At 58.9% G+C, this 16,845-nt stretch carries 18 protein-coding genes; 9 read left to right on the forward strand and 9 right to left on the reverse strand.

The window, feature by feature from the left end; translation table 11 throughout:
• Positions 1–49: 49 nt before the first annotated feature.
• Positions 50–577, reverse strand: coding sequence for an alkylhydroperoxidase, AhpD family (gene ahpD / locus GbCGDNIH8_RS03485; protein WP_072572104.1), 528 nt, complete (start codon positions 575–577; stop codon positions 50–52).
• Positions 578–710: 133 nt separating this feature from the next.
• Positions 711–1,262, reverse strand: a complete 552-nt coding sequence (locus GbCGDNIH8_RS03490; RefSeq protein WP_072562859.1) for a peroxiredoxin — start codon at positions 1,260–1,262, stop codon at positions 711–713.
• Positions 1,263–1,452: 190 nt separating this feature from the next.
• On the opposite strand from GbCGDNIH8_RS03490, the gene GbCGDNIH8_RS03495 reads away from it, so the two are divergent.
• The 3 genes from GbCGDNIH8_RS03495 to GbCGDNIH8_RS03505 all read left to right on the forward strand — a co-directional run bounded on the left by GbCGDNIH8_RS03495 (position 1,453) and on the right by GbCGDNIH8_RS03505 (position 4,505).
• Positions 1,453–2,481 carry a hydrogen peroxide-inducible genes activator gene (locus GbCGDNIH8_RS03495; protein WP_072572105.1) on the forward strand — a complete coding sequence of 343 codons (1,029 nt, stop codon included), beginning with the start codon at positions 1,453–1,455 and terminating at the stop codon, positions 2,479–2,481.
• Positions 2,478–4,088 carry a tetratricopeptide repeat protein gene (locus GbCGDNIH8_RS03500; protein WP_157692537.1) on the forward strand — a complete coding sequence of 537 codons (1,611 nt, stop codon included), beginning with the start codon at positions 2,478–2,480 and terminating at the stop codon, positions 4,086–4,088. Before GbCGDNIH8_RS03495 ends, GbCGDNIH8_RS03500 begins: the two co-directional genes overlap by 4 nt.
• A gap of 147 nt (positions 4,089–4,235) precedes the next feature.
• On the forward strand, positions 4,236–4,505 hold the full coding sequence (locus GbCGDNIH8_RS03505; protein ID WP_072572107.1) for an HU family DNA-binding protein: 270 nt from the start codon (positions 4,236–4,238) through the stop codon (positions 4,503–4,505).
• Positions 4,506–4,581: 76 nt separating this feature from the next.
• Here GbCGDNIH8_RS03505 and parE read toward each other — a convergent pair whose 3' ends face one another.
• Positions 4,582–6,615 carry a DNA topoisomerase IV subunit B gene (gene parE, locus GbCGDNIH8_RS03510; protein WP_072572108.1) on the reverse strand — a complete coding sequence of 678 codons (2,034 nt, stop codon included), beginning with the start codon at positions 6,613–6,615 and terminating at the stop codon, positions 4,582–4,584.
• 149 nt (positions 6,616–6,764) lie between these two features.
• The gene (gene dps / locus GbCGDNIH8_RS03515) at positions 6,765–7,298 is read right to left on the reverse strand and encodes a DNA starvation/stationary phase protection protein Dps (protein ID WP_072572109.1); all 534 of its coding nucleotides are present in this window, start codon (positions 7,296–7,298) and stop codon (positions 6,765–6,767) included.
• A gap of 268 nt (positions 7,299–7,566) precedes the next feature.
• Here dps and dapD point away from each other — a divergent pair, with 268 nt between their 5' ends.
• The 4 genes from dapD (at position 7,567) to GbCGDNIH8_RS03535 (ending at position 10,906) form a co-directional block, all read left to right on the forward strand.
• Positions 7,567–8,409, forward strand: a complete 843-nt coding sequence (gene dapD, locus GbCGDNIH8_RS03520; RefSeq protein ID WP_072572110.1) for a 2,3,4,5-tetrahydropyridine-2,6-dicarboxylate N-succinyltransferase — start codon at positions 7,567–7,569, stop codon at positions 8,407–8,409.
• 144 nt (positions 8,410–8,553) lie between these two features.
• Complete coding sequence (gene dapE, locus GbCGDNIH8_RS03525; RefSeq protein WP_072573596.1) at positions 8,554–9,705, forward strand: succinyl-diaminopimelate desuccinylase; 1,152 nt, start codon at positions 8,554–8,556, stop codon at positions 9,703–9,705.
• Entirely contained in the window at positions 9,702–10,343 is a 642-nt protein-coding gene (locus GbCGDNIH8_RS03530; protein WP_072572111.1) for a hypothetical protein, read from the forward strand. Before dapE ends, GbCGDNIH8_RS03530 begins: the two co-directional genes overlap by 4 nt.
• Entirely contained in the window at positions 10,340–10,906 is a 567-nt protein-coding gene (locus GbCGDNIH8_RS03535) for a hypothetical protein (protein WP_157692538.1), read from the forward strand. Before GbCGDNIH8_RS03530 ends, GbCGDNIH8_RS03535 begins: the two co-directional genes overlap by 4 nt.
• Here GbCGDNIH8_RS03535 and truA read toward each other — a convergent pair whose 3' ends face one another.
• Genes truA through def form a run of 3 tightly spaced genes read right to left on the reverse strand, consistent with a single transcriptional unit; the run spans position 10,907 to position 13,184 of the window.
• Positions 10,907–11,719 (reverse strand): tRNA pseudouridine(38-40) synthase TruA, encoded by an 813-nt coding sequence (truA, locus tag GbCGDNIH8_RS03540; RefSeq protein WP_072572113.1) that lies wholly within the window; start codon positions 11,717–11,719, stop codon positions 10,907–10,909. It lies immediately after the preceding gene.
• On the reverse strand, positions 11,706–12,638 hold the full coding sequence (gene fmt / locus GbCGDNIH8_RS03545; protein WP_408874688.1) for a methionyl-tRNA formyltransferase: 933 nt from the start codon (positions 12,636–12,638) through the stop codon (positions 11,706–11,708). Before fmt ends, truA begins: the two co-directional genes overlap by 14 nt.
• Positions 12,639–12,647: 9 nt before the next feature.
• Positions 12,648–13,184: a peptide deformylase gene (def, locus tag GbCGDNIH8_RS03550; RefSeq protein ID WP_072573598.1), complete on the reverse strand. Its 537-nt coding sequence runs from the start codon at positions 13,182–13,184 to the stop codon at positions 12,648–12,650.
• A gap of 168 nt (positions 13,185–13,352) precedes the next feature.
• Between def and GbCGDNIH8_RS03555 the strand changes: the two genes are divergently transcribed.
• Both GbCGDNIH8_RS03555 and GbCGDNIH8_RS03560 read left to right on the forward strand, forming a co-directional pair.
• Positions 13,353–13,808 carry an Hsp20 family protein gene (locus GbCGDNIH8_RS03555; RefSeq protein ID WP_072573599.1) on the forward strand — a complete coding sequence of 152 codons (456 nt, stop codon included), beginning with the start codon at positions 13,353–13,355 and terminating at the stop codon, positions 13,806–13,808.
• A gap of 138 nt (positions 13,809–13,946) precedes the next feature.
• On the forward strand, positions 13,947–14,222 hold the full coding sequence (locus GbCGDNIH8_RS03560) for a DUF1150 family protein (RefSeq protein WP_253736098.1): 276 nt from the start codon (positions 13,947–13,949) through the stop codon (positions 14,220–14,222).
• Positions 14,223–14,390: 168 nt separating this feature from the next.
• Here GbCGDNIH8_RS03560 and hpf read toward each other — a convergent pair whose 3' ends face one another.
• Entirely contained in the window at positions 14,391–14,996 is a 606-nt protein-coding gene (hpf, locus tag GbCGDNIH8_RS03565; protein ID WP_072572114.1) for a ribosome hibernation-promoting factor, HPF/YfiA family, read from the reverse strand.
• 121 nt (positions 14,997–15,117) lie between these two features.
• Entirely contained in the window at positions 15,118–16,695 is a 1,578-nt protein-coding gene (locus tag GbCGDNIH8_RS03570; protein ID WP_072572115.1) for an RNA polymerase factor sigma-54, read from the reverse strand.
• Positions 16,696–16,845: the final 150 nt, after the last annotated feature.

A 16,845-nucleotide genomic window follows, 5' to 3' on the forward strand; every position in this document is an offset into this window, starting at 1 on the left:
TCCATTAAAAGATACAGCCGGCGCTCTATAACCGCGCCGAAGGCGTTCCTTATGACAGGGCGGCTTCACCATCCAGGGTGGCGGCCACGGCATGCACGGTGGCGGCGATACGGATTGCTGCCTGCACCTGTTCCTGCGTCAGGCCATTCTGGCGCACGATTTTCTCATGGCTTTCCATGCACATGCCACATCCGTTGATGGCAGAAACCGCCAGAGACCACAGTTCGAAATCGACCTTGTCGACACCAGGTTTGGCCATAACGTTCATTCGCAGCCGGGCCGGCAGGTTCGCGTAATCGCCTCCTACCAGGTGCACGAAGCGGTAATAGACATTGTTCATGCCCATGATGGCAGCGGCAGCCTTGGCAGCGGCAAGGGCTTCGGCACTCAGCTGCGGTCCGAATTCGGCGAGGATGGCTGCGGTTACAGTGTTGCTGCGGGAAGCGAGGGCGGAGGCGATGAAAGTGCCCGCTTTCTGCTGCTGGTTCAGTACGTCTTCATTGGCCAGAGAGCCGAGATTCAGCTTCAGATCCTTGGCGTATTCGGGCAGTGCGTTTTTCAGGCTTTCGATGGACATGCTGTTTACTCCTGTCACGAGAAGGGGTGCGTCAGACGCAGAAACGGCCCGGCAGGGCCGGGCCGCTGCGATACCACCGGCCTTTATCTGCGCTGAAAGCGTCAGATGAAGGCGGTGCAGCCAAGTGGCTGGTTCAGCCGACCTTGATGAACTCGTCGCCTTTGGACCAGTTGCACGGGCAGAGCTCATCGCTCTGCAGAGCATCCAGGACGCGCAGCACTTCCGCCGGATTGCGGCCGACGGACAGGTCGGTCACATAGGCAAAGCGGATGATGTTCTGCGGATCCACAATGAAGGTCGCACGCTGTGCCACGCCTTCGGCCCGATCCAGAATGCCCAGAGCTTCCGACAGCTCACGCCGGATGTCGGAGACCATGGGGATCTGCAGTTCACGCAGATCATCGTGATGCAGGCGCCAGTTAACGTGCACGAACTCATTATCGGTGGACACGCCATACAGCACGGCATCACGATCGGCAAAATCGCTGTTCAGCTTGGCGAAAGCAACGATTTCGGTCGGGCAGACGAAGGTGAAATCCTTCGGCCAGAAGAACACGACCTTCCACTTGCCTTCGGCGCTGTTCTCCGTCACCTCGAAGAACGGATCCTTCAGATCCAGGCCTTCCTTACCCGGCTTGACGGCGGTCAGCTTGAAAGACGGAAATTTATCGCCCACTGAGAGCATACAGAATATCCTTCACACGAAGTCGTTAAGACAGGCACGTCGCACCCCTATATAATGCGACGCTGCTGCAGGAGTAAGGCCACAGCGATGACGTTGCACAGAAGGGGCGTGTTAATGCTGCACTGCACGATAGGCTGCCCCTGAATTTCATGCCAATGAATAATTCCTGAATTTTTGATCGAATGAAACGATGACACCCCTGCCTACTCCCCAGCAGCTCCGGTATCTGATGGCATTGGCCGAATACCAGCATTTTGGCCGGGCAGCGCAGGCTTGTGCGGTCACACAATCCACATTGTCGGCAGGTATTCTGGCGCTGGAGCGGCAGCTGGATGTGCAGATTCTCGACCGGATCGGCGGAAAGCGCGTGATTTTTACGGCGCTGGGACGAGAACTGGTGGAGCGTGCCCGGGATGCCATGCATGCGCTGGAAGCAATGTCGGAGGCCGCTTCTGCCGCTCGCGCACCGATGAGTGGGCCACTGAGGGTAGGGGTCATTCCAACGATCGGCCCGTTTCTGCTGCCCCGTCTGATGCCGGCCCTGCGGCGTGAATATCCCAGTCTCCGGCTCTATCTGCGGGAAGATACCACCGACCGTCTGGTCGCAAGGCTGCGGGATGGACGGTTGGACCTGCTGCTGCTTGCGATGCCCTGTGACTGCAGGGGAATGGATACGGTGTCGATCGGGCGGGATTCGTTTCTGGTTGCCCTGCCACAGGGGCACAGGCTGGCGGAGCGGGAGGTTATTCCTATTGAAGCTCTCAGCATGGAGAATTTGTTGCTGCTGGAAGACGGACACTGCCTGCGCGAGCACGCGCTGGCCGCCTGCGGGCTGCTCATGGCGCATGAGAAAAACGCCAGTGAGGAGGAAAGTGCCAGTAAGAAGGAAAGTGCCAGTAAGAAGGAAAGTGAGGGTGACCCTGTCCGGACTGTCGAAACACGCAGCCGCGACGTCCAGAACGGAGATGGCCTGACTGATCAGTTCGCGGCTACCAGCCTGCATACGCTGGTGCAGATGGTGGCAGGTGGACTGGGCATCACATTGCTCCCGCAAATTGCGGTGGATGCCGGGGTGATGGCGGGTACGTCGCTGGTGCTGCGACCGCTTGAAGGGGATGGTGCATGGCGGGAACTGGGGCTTGCCTGGCGGCATAATGCGCCGCGTGGTGCCGATTATCTCGGTATGGCATCGCTGCTGCGGGAGGCGGCGGGGTTTTGAGTCTCCAGCAGGCTTTGATAGCATTGCGGTCGGGACAGGCCGCCGCATGCGAAACCATCTGTCGTCGCCTGCTGGCAAACAGGACCGCCTCTGCCGATCAGGCCCGTCTATTGTTGGGGCTGGCTCTGGCAGTGCAGGAAGAAAAAGCTGAATCGCTGGAGCTTCTGTTGGGCGTGGCCCGTGCTCATCCACAGGCAGCGCATCCGTTTCGTGATCTTGCCGGATTGATGCATGGCCGTGACCACGCCATGGAGGTACTCCTGATCGCCGCAGGGGCGCATGCGTCGGAGGATGCAAATCTCGCCATTTTTCATGCAGAATGGCTGGAGCTCCGAGGCCGTAAACAGGCGGCTGAAGCGCGTCTTGTACAGTTCCTGACCCAGGCGAGCCTGAAAAAATCCGCCGGAGAGGCTGCCGTCCTGCGTGCTTATGCTCTGCTGCTGGCAGGGCGTAACGCTCTGCCCGAAGCAAGGGAGGCGATGAAGCGTGCCACCGCGCTGGAGCCGAACCATGCTGCCGGATGGACCAATCTGGCGAATATTCTGACGGCGCTGAAAGACTTCCCGGCTGCTCAGCAGGCTCATGACCGGGCTGCTGCCTGCGCCCCCAACGATCCACGCATGCGGATGAACCGGGCCTTGACCCTTTTGAAAGCAGGCCGTTATGCGGAGGGATGGGCTGATTACGAAGCCCGTCTGGCAATCGGAGATCGCCTCATGTTTCCGGTTTCTTCTCTGTTGCAGAAAGAAGAATGCCGATCCGGGCTGGATGGTGTGCGTATACTGGTCGTTTCTGAGCAGGGTTTTGGCGATACCATCCAATTTCTCCGCTATATTCCGCTCCTTGCTGCCCGTGGCGCACGGGTGCGGCTGTTTGTGCCTCCTGAACTGGTTACTGTGGCGGAGACAGTGGCGGGGGTGGAAAGCGTGGCAGGCATGGATGGCATTGCGCCCGCTTTTGACCGTCATGTGCCGATGATGAGTTTGCCTTATCTGCTGGATGTCGCTTTTGTTCCGATGCATGAACCATATCTTGCGGTTTCAGAATCGCGTGCCCGACACTGGCGGGAGCTGCTTCCTCCCCGTCCGGCGCGTGGGCGGATCGGTCTGGTCTGGGCCGGGGCCTCACGCAATCATCCTGATGCCACCGCCATTGATCGACGTCGCAGTATGTCTTTGCAGGATCTGGCATCGCTGGCAGAAATTCCGGATATGGTTTTCGTCAATCTACAGATGGGGCCTCCATCTATTCAGGCGCAGGAAAAGCACGCTTTTCGCTTTGCCCCTGACATTACTGGTCAGATCAGGGATTTTGCTGACAGCGCTGCTATTCTGAGTATGCTTGACGCACTGGTGACTGTGGATACATCCATTGCCCATCTTGGAGGTGCATTGGGGGTGCCGGTGCTGATGCTGGATCGGCTGGACCATTGCTGGCGCTGGTCAGACCCCTGTGAATTGATATCCACTGTGCCGAATACTGAAACCGGTGGGTTGAAAACGCGATGGTATCCGTCGATGCAGCTGTTCCGCCAAACCACCCCGATGGACTGGCAGGAGCCTGTTAAGTGCCTGCACAACACATTGCGCGTGTTATCGCTGCAATAATCCTTATAAAATCGTTCTTTATTTTTTCACTGATGCTGGCAAAGCAGAAAAGCTTTGACTAGAAGCGAAAAGCGATTCTCGATCACTATAAACATGATCGGCCTCGGGGGCGTTTTGCCAACGCTTGCGACAAATAAGGGGATTTTGATGTCTAAGGCTTTTATTGCCCAGGTTATTCAGGAAAGCGCTGATCTGACCGGCGTGGCGGCAAACCGCACGGCGAGCGATCTTATCACCGCGATCGTGAAGGAGATGAAGAAGAACGGCAAATTTACACTGCCGAGCTTTGGTACCTTTACTGTCAGGAAGACCAAGGCGCGCAAGGGTCTCAATCCGCGGACAGGTGAGCAGATCAAGGTCAAGGCTGGAAAGACAGTTCGTTTCAAGGCCTCTCCGAACCTGAAAAAATCTGTCTGACTGAAGCAAAACGGCCGCTGGGGAAGCGGCCGTTTTTGTTATGTAGTCTGTTCTTTGGATTTTTTGTTCTGAAGCCTCAAATATCCAGATCTCCTGCGCGGGGCGCGTTGTCCTGAATAAATTGAAACCGCAGTTCCGGTTTCTTGCCCATCAGGCTTTCCACCAGTTCCCCTGTCCGTGCCCGATCTTCCGGTGGCGTCAGAACTTTCAGCAGAACCCGGCGTGCGGGATCCATTGTGGTTTCCTTCAGAATGGCCGGTGGCATTTCGCCGAGCCCCTTGAAGCGGCTGACTTCGATTTTTCCAGTTTTCTTGAAGCCGGATTTCATGAGCCTGTCGAGTTCCGCATCATCCATTGCATAGCGGGAGATGGCTCCTTGCGTCAGACGGTATAGCGGCGGCTGTGCCAGATAGATGTGTCCACGACGGACCAGTTCCGGCAATTCCCGGTAGAAAAATGTCATCAACAGGCTGGCGATATGCGCGCCATCGACATCGGCATCAGTCATGATGATCACGCGGCCATAGCGGAGCCGCGCAATGTCAAACCGTTCCCCGACCCCACAGCCGAGCGCCTCGATCAGATCCTTAAGTTCCTGATTCTGTCGTAATTTGTCGGCGGATGCGCTGGCGACGTTGAGAATTTTGCCGCGCAGAGGCAGTACGGCCTGTGTTTCACGCCGGCGGGCCTGCTTGGCTGATCCGCCCGCACTGTCGCCCTCAACCAGAAACAGTTCGGTTTCGGCGGCATTTTCGCTGGAACAGTCAGCCAGTTTGCCGGGCAGACGCAGCCGTCTTGTGGCTGATTTACGTGGCGTGTCTTTCTGCTCGCGTCGCCGGATTCGCTCTTCCGCCCGTTCGATGACGTAAGCAAGAAGATTATCCGCTCCGGCCGGATCGCCCGCCATAAAATGGTCGAAGCGGTCCCGCATTGCGGATTCAACCAGTCGTACCGCTTCCGGACTGGTCAGTTTTTCCTTGGTCTGGCCCTGAAACTGTGGCTCCCGCACAAAGGCTGACAGCTTGGCCGCCAGGGATCCCATGATGTCTTCCGCGGTAATGGCGGATGCGCGTTTATTACCGCGCTGTTCTCCCCAGGCGCGCAGCCCCTTTAAAAGGGCTGCGCGAAATCCTTGCTCATGTGTGCCGCCAAGGGGAGTCGGGACTGTATTGCAGTAAGAGTGGACAAAACCGTCTGCGCCCTCCAGCCAGGCCAGCGCCCATTCAACCCGTCCGCCTGTGCTGTTTTCCTTTTGTCCGTCCCCCTTCATATCCGCTTCTCCGGACCATATCTGGGAGACGGCAAGCGGGGTCTCGCCAATATCCTCGGCCAGACTGTCACGCAGGCCGCCGGGAAAGTGCAGGGTTGCTTCGGCGGGAATGTCTTCTTTGCCGCTGTTTTTCAGCAGGGATGGATCGCATTTCCAGCGGATTTGCACACCGCGGAACAGATAGGCTTTGGACCGGCACAGCCTGTAAAGCCGTGCGGGCGAGAAGCTGAGGCGTCCGAAAATCTCTTCGTCCGGGGTGAAGCGAATTTGCGTCCCCCGACGGTTCGGAGTGGCGCCGACCTCGATCAACGGCGTCATTGGCTTGCCGCGTGCATAGCTTTGCCGCCACAGCACCCGGTTGCGTGCGACCTCGACCTCCATCGTGGCGGACAAGGCATTGACGACAGAGCTGCCGACCCCATGCAGGCCGCCGGAGGTGGCATATGCCTTGCCAGCGAATTTCCCGCCGGAGTGCAAAGTCGTCAGAATGACTTCCAGAGCACTGAGAGTCTTGAATTTCGGATGCGGATCGATCGGAATGCCACGCCCGTTATCGCGGACGGTCACGGTGTTGCCGGTATCGAGCGTCAGATCAATGACCGTGGCATGTCCGGCCACGGCTTCATCCATCGCGTTATCCAGAATTTCGGCAACAAGGTGGTGCAGGGCGTTTTCATCCGTGCCACCAATATACATGCCGGGGCGGCGGCGAACTGGCTCCAGACCTTCCAGAACTTCGATATCCTTGGCGGAGTAATCATCCTCGTGCATCTCCGTCCGCTGCTTTGCGCCGCGTTGAGACGGAGGGGGGGATTTCGCGCCGCCAAAAAGATCGTTCATGGTGTGTTCCCGTGCCGCTGCCCCATGTCGTTTAACGGTCCGGGGCAGGTGGGGCAAGCGTGGTGCCGTCAGCAATAACGCCGGGGACGTTTCCGCCCCCGGCGTTATGATCAGGCAGAAACTGCCTTCAGCGCCGACTCCGGATCGGATCAGAAGCCGCTTGGCTCCTGAATATGGGCTTCCAGGAACCACAGAGACTTATCAAAGGCGCGCGAAGCCTCGGTGAACAGGTCGGATGTTCCTGCATCCCCGGCTTCATCGGTATCGTCGATGTTTTTGCGTACCGCATTGGCCAACAGACCGAACCGTTCCACCAGTGCGACAATGTGGTCTTTGATCGTATAGATATCCGTCGGATAGGGCGGCAGGGAAGTTGTGGCGCTGACCGTCTGCAGGGTGCCAAAGGCGGTGCCGCCGAGGACTGCGACGCGTTCAGCAAATTTGTCGACCAGATCATCCACCTGGGTGCGCAGGGTATCGAGCAGTTCGTGCACGCCGATGAATTGCGGGCCTTTGATGTTCCAATGGGCCTGTTTCAGGATCAGCGCGGTATCGATGGCATCCGCCAGACGGGCGTTCAGCAGCTCGATAGAGACTTTGCGCGCATTGGACTGAAGGTCGATGTGATTTTTGTGAGTCAGCGCGGCGTGGCTTTTTGCCTTCGCGAGATTGGAATCCGGCATGCCTCTCTCCTCAATGCTTGGTGCAGGTTACGGTCTTCCGGGCTGGAAGGCGCTTTGTGCTCCAACGCGAGCGAGAGGATAAGCGTTTCCTTTCGGTTTCGACATTCCCGTCCTGCGTAAGGCTCCTATGAGAATAAAGGTATGGGAATACGGGCGTCTGCTCCGCTGTTCTGACAGTCAGTACGATGATGGTGCGTTGACAGGGCGGGCATGCCCTGAGCATGGTCCGGCCCGGAACATGACTGAATGACAAGCCGGGGAGACTGGAATGAGCATCGACAGCCTGCGGGATAGCATTGATCGCCTTTGGGAAAACCGGGAGGGTCTGTCCTCCGCCACGACAGGTGAGGCACGGGACGCGGTCGAAGAAGCTCTGCGTTTGCTTGATTCCGGCCAGGTGCGCGTCGCGGAACCGAAGGCCGAAGGTGGCTGGTCGGTTAATCAGTGGCTGAAGAAGGCGGTGCTGCTGTCTTTTCGTCTGACCGATTCCACTCCGGCGCCGGGATTTGGTGCGGTGGCCTCCTATGACAAGGTGCCGCTGAAGTTCGAAGGCTGGGATCAGGCCCGCTTTGCTCAGGGCGGCTTCCGCGTCGTTCCTGGCGCAGTCGTGCGCCGCAGCGCGTATATCGCACCGGGCGTCGTGCTGATGCCGAGCTTCGTGAATGTCGGCGCGTATGTCGACAGCGGCACGATGATCGATACATGGGCAACGGTCGGAAGCTGTGCGCAGGTGGGTAAAAACTGCCATATCAGCGGTGGCACCGGTATTGGCGGCGTGCTGGAGCCGTTGCAGGCCGGTCCGGTGGTGATTGAGGACAACGTGTTCATCGGCGCCCGCTCCGAGGTTGCGGAAGGCGTGGTTGTGGAACAGGGCAGCGTGATTTCAATGGGCGTGTTCATCGGCGCGTCCACCAAGATCATCGACCGTGCGACCGGTGAGGTTCTGTATGGCCGCGTTCCGGCCTACTCTGTGGTTGTTCCCGGCTCACTCCCCGGAAAGCCGCTGCCGGATGGGACGCCCGGTCCTTCTCTGGCCTGTGCGGTGATCGTGAAGCGAGTGGATGAGCGCACCCGTTCCAAGACCTCGATCAACGAGCTGCTGCGGGCCTGATACGTGGCTGGTAAAGGTGCTTCCGGTCCCGTTGCGTCTCTCTCGTAACGGGATGGGAGGCGGCTTTGTCAGGATACCCAGAGAGGACAAAGAGAGAGGATGAAGAAGGATAACCCTGTGCCTGTTCCTTTGTCTGATCCTCTGATGTCTGATCCTTTGGCGCTGGCACAGGCGCTGCTGCGTTGTCCCTCCGTCACGCCGGTTGATGCGGGGGCGCAGTCCGTGCTGGCACAGGCTCTGACGGCGCAGGGCTTTACGGTTACGCCGTTGCCTTTCGGGGATATTGTCAATTTCTATGCCAAACGGGTCGGTACACGGCCCGGCCCGCATCTCTGCTTTGCCGGGCATACGGATGTCGTGCCGCCCGGTGATGCCCCATGGAGTGTGGATGCCTTTGCTGGCGAAGTGCATGACGGTGTTCTGATCGGCCGCGGCGCCTGCGACATGAAAGGCGGGATTGCCAGTTTTGTTGCTGCCTGTGCGGGCCGCCCTGATCATCCCGGCACGATCAGCCTGCTGATCACCGGGGATGAGGAGGGGGTTGCCACAGATGGCACCGTGCGCGTGCTCGACTGGATGCGGCAGGCCGGAGAAATCCCGGATTTCTGCGTAGTGGGGGAGCCAACCAATCCGGCGCGTCTGGGAGAGGTCATCAAGATTGGCAGGCGCGGCAGCCTGAATGCCACGCTGACTGTGCGTGGACGGCAGGGCCATGTCGCCTATCCGCATCGGGCTGATAATCCGCTGCCCCGTCTGGTGGCGGCGCTGCACGCCCTGGCGACCACGCGGCTGGATGACGGCATGGAAGGGTTTGAGCCTTCCTCATTGCAACTGACGACGGTGGATGTCGGTAATCCGGCCACCAATGTCATTCCGGAACAGGCGCAGGCACGGTTGAATATCCGCTTCAATCCGCTGCATCACGGTGCTGACCTGACGAGATGGCTGCGCGGAATCGTGCGGGATCATGCGCCGGATGCGGAGGTGGATATCGCCATTTCCGGTGAGGCTTTCGTCACGGACCCTGATCGCGATCCGCGCCCCGGCGCCAGCCATGGCATCGCGGCGTTGCGGAGGGCGATCCAGCAGATCACCGGCCTGTCACCCCGGCTGGATACGGGGGGTGGCACATCGGATGCGCGGTTCATCACCCATCTGTGCCCTGTCGTGGAGTTTGGTCTGGTGGGGGCCACCATGCATCAGCGGGACGAGGCAGTTGCGGTGCAGGATCTGCGGGATCTGACCAGAATTTATGAAGCCCTGCTGGATCTCTATCTCGGAAAGGACGGCTCATGATCGGCCCGAACCGTTTCAGGCAAGGTGACGCACCTTCGGGAGAGTCGCGTCAGCGTATCGTGCTGCGCGGGCTGGTGCGACTGGCGCGTTTTGACCGGCGTGGCCTGAGTGATTTCGGATCGGGGATCGAAGCGCTGCTCGGTGCTCTGGCGCCCGTCATCGGCTGCGCTCTGGCGGTGTCACTGCTGCTGGTGTTCAATCATGCAAGCCGGGCAGGACTTGCCTATCTGCTGCAAAGCATCGTTTTGCTGCTGACCCCTCTGCTGGTGTCGGACATTCTGGTGCATTTCTGGAACAGGCGGCAGGAATGGGGGCTGTATGCAACCGTTCTGATCTGGAGCCAGTGGATCGCACTGTTCGCGGGCATGATTCTGTTGCTTGCGGCACAGGTGATGGTCAGCGCCGGATTACAGCAGGAAGATGCCGTGGCTGTGCTGGTTATGCTGCTGGCTGTTTATGGCATCGCGTTGCAATGTTTTCTGGCGCGGGTCATTTTGAATATCTCTGCATTGCGTATCATTGTCCTGATCGTGCTGACCAATCTGGGTACTGCGGTGCTGGCATTTGGGCCGGCGCAGATATCCCGCATGATGCACCCTCCGCACCACGCGTCTGTTCCTGCGGAGAAAGCAGGGTGAGTGGTCGGAACTGCCTGCTTCCGGCCCGGATAGCATGCGGCATGGTGGTGGGGCATGGTTCTGACAAGCTTGCCGGTCCGGTCCGCGGGAGGGAACTGCTGGTCAGTTTTGCGGTGTTACCGCTTTGTCTGATCATTGGCGGATTGCTCAGACTGTATGATGTAAGGTCAGGAGCCGTCACACTCCCGCCCGGCATTTCGACAGGGCATATGTTGGCGGCGCATGTCCTGCTGCTGATGCTGGCGTGGCTGGGTTATCTGGCTCTGTCCTACGAACTGGCAGGCGTGGCGGAGCGGCGGGCACAATGGCCGCGTTTCGTCATGGTCATCAACTGGGTGTTTCTGATCCAGTATGTCATGACCGCCATCAGCTATGTGCCGCAGCTTCTGCACTGGCCGTCCTTGCTGATACAGCTTGCCGCACTCTGCTTCGGCGGCTGGGCGTTGTGGGTCGAGTGGTTCGCAACCCGGAATACTCTGGGCCTGCCAGGACTCGCTGCCGCCGGGCTGGTGGCGCTGGATACGATGCTGTCTGTCGGCCTGGTGGCTATGGCGCCCGGCTGATCACGTAAACGGGTCCTGTTCATAGACTACTCCGGTCAGGGCCAGCCCGTCCGGTGGTGCGGTTGGTCCGGCTTTGGCGCGGTCACAGGCAGCAAGCGCAGCGGAAATATGCTCTGCTGTCCAGCGTCCGTCGCCGACCAGTTTCAGCGTTCCCACCATGTTGCGTACCTGATGATGCAGGAAGCTGCGGGCTTCTGCGATGATGCTGATGATATCGCCATTACGGCGCACATCCAGCCGGTCGAGAGTGCGCAGCGGGCTTTTGGCCTGACAAGCTGCGGCACGGAATGAGGTGAAATCGTGACGCCCCAGCAGATGCTTGGCCGCACTATCCATGGCATCGGCATCCAGCGGCTGGGCAACGTGCCAGACGCGCCCTTCCATCAGCGCTGGCCGCGCACGGCGGTTGAGAATCAGGTAACGATAGGATCGGCCAATCGCTGAAAAACGGGCATTCCAGCCTTCCGGTGCGTAGGCAGCCTCCAGAATCGCCACCGGGTAAGGCTTCATATGGAAGTTCAGGGCTTCCCGTACGCGCTCAGGGGGAAATCGGGTGGGAAGGTCTATCTGCGCGACCTGAGCCTCCGCATGCACCCCCGCATCGGTGCGACCCGCGACGATACTGGCGACCGCCTGGTCCTGTGCCAGCCTGGCAGCAGCCTTTTCCAGCACCCATTGCACGGAAACTGGCCGTCCCTGATCCACTGCGCTGTCATCCGTGCCCTGTCGCTGCCAGCCGATGAAGGGGGTGCCATCATACTCGATCCGCAGCGCGTAGCGGGTCCATCCGGGTGGTGGCTCAGGAAAACCCATGCTCATCCAGCCTGATTCCCGCCGGCAGTTGATGGCCCCGCAGGAACGCGGCGGCATCCAGCGCCGGGCGGCCCGGTTTCTGTACCTTGTCCAGGCAAAGCGCACCTTCACCACAGGCGATCAGCAACCTGTCATCTCCGGTGCCGATCACGGTGCCGGGTATGCCGGACGCCTCTGTCACCGCATGGGCCGCGAGAATCTTCAGGCCACCACTGAATGTTCCCGGCCATGGATTGAGCGCCCGCACGCGCCTTGCCAGCACGGCGGCAGGCTGGGACCAGTCCAGCATGCCGTCAGCGCGGCTCAGCTTGGGGGCATAGCAGGCAAGGGTATCATCCTGACTCTCGCCGTCCGGCCGGGTCTCCAGCACATGCAGGATCGCTTCGGCGCCCGCTGCGGCAAGGGCATCATGCAGTTCTGGCGTGGTGGTGGTTTCGGTGATCGGTACGGCGCGCTTCAGCAGCATCGGACCGGTGTCGAGCCCTTCTTCCATGCGCATGATGGTAACGCCGCTTTCGGTATCGCCCGCCAGAATAGCGCTCTGGATCGGAGAGGCGCCACGCCAGCGCGGCAGCAGGCTGGCATGAATGTTCAGGCAACCGCGCTTCGGCGTATCCAGCATCACCCGGGGCAGGATCAGCCCGTAGGCCGCCACCACGGCAGCGTCGAGGTTCAGCGCCCGGAAAGCCTCATGCTCATCAGGGGCATTTTTCAGCCGTGACGGGTGGCGGACTTCCAGCCCCAGCGCCTCCGCAGCGCGATGGACGGGGCAGGGGGTCAGGCGGTGGCCTCGCCCTGCCGGACGCGGGGGCTGGGTATAGACGGCGGCAATGTGGTGTCCCGCCTGATGCAGGGCATGCAGTGCGGGGACTGAAAAATCCGGACTGCCCATGAAGGCGAGGGTCAGACGTTCCGCCATGGCGCTGGCTCAGCCCCCGCTGTTCTGGCGCTGCTCCTTGGCAAGGCGGCGCATCAGCATATTGCGTTTCAGGGTCGAGAGATGATCCACGAACAGAATGCCGTCCAGATGGTCGATCTCATGCTGGATGCAGGTGGCGAGGAGGTCGTCAGCCTCCATTTCTCGTCTGCTGCCATCGAGATCCTCATAGCGCAGCTTGATCCGTGCCGGACGGGTGACATCTGCATACTGGTTGGGCAGGGACAGGCACCCCTCTTCACGGGTGGCCATTTCCTCGCTGCGGGCAATAATTTCCGGATTGATCAGCACCAGCGGTGCTTTCTGATCATCCGGGGACACATCCACCACTGCCAGCCGCAACAGACTATCAATCTGCGGTGCGGCAAGGCCGATGCCGGGAGCTTTGTACATCGTCGCGAACATGCGTGGCACCAGATCACGTATGAGAGAGGCATCTCCGGCCGTGACGGGGCGGGCGCGTGTTTTCAGCGTCTTGTGCGGAGCAATAAGGATGGGCAGCAGCTCTGCCGTGCGGGTCTCTGACATGAAGGTGATGTAGCGATGCCATGCCCCTGTCGGCAAGCGCCGTCCTGCTGGTGAGCCCTGGAAAAAAGTCGCCTCTTGCAAGACAGCCTCGTCCTGCCGACATACTATCAGCGGGCAGTGCCGGAATGGGCTGCTTTTAATGCTTCGCTCACGTCAGAGGAGGCCGGTGTGTCAACCCGACTGTTCACTTCCCCCATGTTTCTGGGGTTCGATCATCTGGAACAAATGCTGGAACGTGCATCCAAAAACACGTCAGACGGCTATCCTCCCTATAATATCGAGCAGTTCAGTCAGGCAGAACTCCGTATCACTCTTGCAGTGGCCGGATTCAGCATGGACGAGTTGCAGATCACGCAGGAGGATAACCAGCTCGTCATTCGCGGGCGTCAGGCCGACGACAGTCAGGGTCGGGTTTTCCTGCATCGCGGCATCGCTGCCAGACAGTTCCAGCGTGCCTTCGTGCTCGCCGAGGGAATTGAGATTAAAGGCGCCTGGATGGATAACGGGTTGCTGCATATTGATATTGCGAGGCCTCAGCCGGAGACAAAAATCCGCACCATTCCCATCCGTAGCCCCAGCGCACCCGTTGCCCCTATTGTCGAGCGTATTTCGAACGGACAATAAGTGCGATCCGGGATAACCTTGAAAACCAACTATTTTATTGACTGCAAAGTTGGTTGAGAAATGATCGCGTGCAAAACGTCTTCAAATCGGATTGACTGATCAGGCTGCTGTGTTGGCAGAATATTCAGGAGCATTCAAATGGCTCATCCCAGTTTTCGCCCCAGCCGTGATATTCCGGCAGATTCCATGATGTCGGACACCACTGGCATGTTCGATATTCGCCGTATCTCACCCAAGGAACTCGCAATGCTTGGTGTTTCTCAGGTTGCTTATATCAAGCCAGTTATTGTTGATGGAAATTCACTTTTTTCCATTCATGCTGCCGATGGCACCGCTATGGCGCTGGCCGAGGAGTGTGCTGCGGCTTTTGAAGCCATTCAGGATCACGATATGATACCGACTTACATTCATTGATCACAATCAACCGGATTGATTTCCAATCTGATTTCAAAAAAAGGGCGCTCCTGCAAGGGCGCCCTTTTTTATGCACGGGCATGGTGCCGCGGATTTGATCTGGTGTGTTGATGAAAAAAGCCCCGCGTTTGACGCGGGGCATCTTTATGAGCGTAGGAAAGAATATATTCAGCCGGGATTGCCTGACTGCGTATCAATCCAGCCGACATGTCCATCCGTGCGTCGATAGACAACGTTAAGAGTGCCAGTGGCGCTGTTGCGGAACATCATAACCGGCTGATCCGCGAGGTCCATGCGCATCACGGCATCCCGTACCGTAAGGATATTAATGTCAGTTGGCGCCTCGGCCACTACCGTGGCGTATGTTTCTGAAAGAGCGTCATCATGCTTGGCCGGAGCTTCGGGGGCAGCGCTTTCATCTTCCTCGCGCAGAATATATTCCCGCGCCAGCTCTGGTTTTTTGCGATGAGTCATATCCCGCGCATGTGCGTTCATACGGCGGCGATAACGGCGCAGGCGTTTGGCAATATGTTCGGCGGCATCATCGAAAGCACCATTTGCGTCAGCGGCTTCGCCTTCGCCACGCAGGACCAGGCCTCGTCCTGCATGCAGATTGATATCACAGATGAAAAAACTGCGCAGGCGGCTGAAGGTGACTTGAGCCTCCAGCGCCTGATCAAAGTATTTTCGGCTGATGGTATCGAGCTGACTGGCAACGCGCTCCTGCAGGGCGTCGGATAGATCGATCTGCTTGCCGGAAACCGTAATATGCATGTTTCTAACCTCGATCAGCCAGTGTCTCCAGTTCCGTCTCCGGAATTGGCGAGTTCTGGCCAATGGGCTGACGAAACCGCGGGTGGATGTGTTCCGCCTCAAGAAATAGCAATCAACCCAATCAGGCCAGTATCGCTTTCTCCCTTTTGCGCTGCACCGAACTGGGGATGCGCAGCGCTTCCCGGTATTTGGCCACTGTTCTGCGGGCGATGTCTATACCCTCCTGTTTCAAATGTGTGACCAGGGCGTCATCGGAGAGGATATCGCTGGCTGGTTCCTGATCAATCAGCGTTCTGATGCGGTGGCGAATGGCTTCTGCACTGACATTTTCCCCATCTGTACCGCTGATCGCGGTGGTGAAGAAATATTTCAGTTCCAGCGTTCCACGAGGGGTGGCGATGTATTTATTGGCAGTGACCCGGCTGACGGTGCTTTCATGCATGTCCACCGCCTCTGCGATATCCCGCAGGATCAGGGGCTTCAGGTGGCTGACGCCGTGGCGGAAAAAAGCCTGCTGCTGTCGGACGATCTCCGCGGACACGCGCAGAATGGTCTGCGCCCTTTGTTGAAGGGATTTCACCAGCCAGTGAGCGGTATTTAATTTTTCATTGATAAAGGAGCGATCATCCCGGCTCATCGACCGGCGGGCGAGTCGGAGATGGCTGCCCATATTCACCAGCACGCGGGGCATCGTGTCGGGGTTCAGCTCGATCAGCCAGTCGCCGGCAATCGCGGCATCCAACAGCAGCGGGGCGGAGAGCTGATCATCATCATCATTGCGGGCAGTGGCGGGGCGGCGGGACATCAGCACGTCCGGGATCATGGTCTGGGGCAGATCAGAGTCGAAGCCGGCACCTGGTTTGGGGTTACAGCGTTTGATATCGGCGATCATGCCCGCCAGATCTTCCGCATCCACCCCGCACAGGCTCATCAATCGCCGGTGATTCCGCTGGGCCAGCAGATCGAGATGCTCCAGCAGAATGGCCATGGCGGGGTCATAGCGGTTGAAGGCCTGCAACTGTGTTGTCAGACATTCTTTCAGATCCACACAGAACAGCCCCGGTGGATCGAAATGGCGCATTGCCGTGCGAATGGTTTCCAGGTGAGGCAGGGTGCAGTTCAGGGCCTGGGCAATCGCGGCGGGGGGCATGGTCAGCCGGCCTGCCGCATCAAGCACGGCTATCAGATGTGCACCGATCAGCCGGTCCTGTGGGCTTGCAAAACACAGACGCAGTTGCTCGGCCAATTGCTCCCTCAGGCTGGGCCGGTATTCAAGTCGCTGGCTGATGACGTCGAACGGGTTGTTATCGAAAGACTCTGTGCGGTTGCTGGCTGATTGGCTGGAAAGAAAAGGGGAGGTTTCTCCCGGATCGTCGTAGAGGGAGCCAGGGTCGACATCCAGGGGGCTGCCATCGGATATCAATCGGTCGGAACTGGCGGCTTGGGCGCTATCGAGAAAATCCGGTTCCGGTCCGGTCTGATCAGGGGCTGGCCGTTCCTGGGTCAGATCCGTGCTTTCATCGCGCTCCAGCAGAGGATTACGCTCCAGCTCCTCCTCGATAAAGGCGGCTACTTCCATATTGTTGAACTGCAGCAGCTTGATAGCCTGACGCAGCTGGGGCGTCATCACCAGAGACTGGGACTGGCGAAGATCAAGCCGGGGGCCGATGCCCGTGCCGTAAGCTGAGCCAAGCGCCATGCGGCGAGTGCCTTTTCCCGAACAGAACGATATCAAAATATCGCAAGACTGTCCGGGCTGCCAAGAAGATGGCCCGAGATTTGCATTGATGGCCTGAGATTTGCATCAGCCGCGGCGAAAATGTCACCCTGCCAAAAAGGATCTCTTCCG

Source organism: Granulibacter bethesdensis (assembly GCF_001889545.1).
Classification (GTDB): domain Bacteria; phylum Pseudomonadota; class Alphaproteobacteria; order Acetobacterales; family Acetobacteraceae; genus Granulibacter; species Granulibacter bethesdensis_B.

What these genes read in the sequence shown, in the direction of transcription:
- def (WP_072573598.1), bottom strand. Translation starts at nt 13,184, where the DNA reads ATGTCAGAGACCCGCACGGCAGAGCTGCTGCCCATCCTTATTGCTCCG.
- dps (WP_072572109.1), bottom strand. Translation starts at nt 7,298, where the DNA reads ATGCCGGATTCCAATCTCGCGAAGGCAAAAAGCCACGCCGCGCTGACT.
- dapD (WP_072572110.1), top strand. Translation starts at nt 7,567, where the DNA reads ATGAGCATCGACAGCCTGCGGGATAGCATTGATCGCCTTTGGGAAAAC.
- ahpD (WP_072572104.1), bottom strand. Translation starts at nt 577, where the DNA reads ATGTCCATCGAAAGCCTGAAAAACGCACTGCCCGAATACGCCAAGGAT.
- dapE (WP_072573596.1), top strand. Translation starts at nt 8,554, where the DNA reads ATGTCTGATCCTTTGGCGCTGGCACAGGCGCTGCTGCGTTGTCCCTCC.
- fmt (WP_408874688.1), bottom strand. Translation starts at nt 12,638, where the DNA reads ATGGCGGAACGTCTGACCCTCGCCTTCATGGGCAGTCCGGATTTTTCA.
- parE (WP_072572108.1), bottom strand. Translation starts at nt 6,615, where the DNA reads ATGAACGATCTTTTTGGCGGCGCGAAATCCCCCCCTCCGTCTCAACGC.
- GbCGDNIH8_RS03505 (WP_072572107.1), top strand. Translation starts at nt 4,236, where the DNA reads ATGTCTAAGGCTTTTATTGCCCAGGTTATTCAGGAAAGCGCTGATCTG.
- GbCGDNIH8_RS03570 (WP_072572115.1), bottom strand. Translation starts at nt 16,695, where the DNA reads ATGGCGCTTGGCTCAGCTTACGGCACGGGCATCGGCCCCCGGCTTGAT.
- GbCGDNIH8_RS03495 (WP_072572105.1), top strand. Translation starts at nt 1,453, where the DNA reads ATGACACCCCTGCCTACTCCCCAGCAGCTCCGGTATCTGATGGCATTG.
- GbCGDNIH8_RS03490 (WP_072562859.1), bottom strand. Translation starts at nt 1,262, where the DNA reads ATGCTCTCAGTGGGCGATAAATTTCCGTCTTTCAAGCTGACCGCCGTC.
- GbCGDNIH8_RS03560 (WP_253736098.1), top strand. Translation starts at nt 13,947, where the DNA reads ATGGCTCATCCCAGTTTTCGCCCCAGCCGTGATATTCCGGCAGATTCC.
- GbCGDNIH8_RS03530 (WP_072572111.1), top strand. Translation starts at nt 9,702, where the DNA reads ATGATCGGCCCGAACCGTTTCAGGCAAGGTGACGCACCTTCGGGAGAG.
- truA (WP_072572113.1), bottom strand. Translation starts at nt 11,719, where the DNA reads ATGGGTTTTCCTGAGCCACCACCCGGATGGACCCGCTACGCGCTGCGG.
- hpf (WP_072572114.1), bottom strand. Translation starts at nt 14,996, where the DNA reads ATGCATATTACGGTTTCCGGCAAGCAGATCGATCTATCCGACGCCCTG.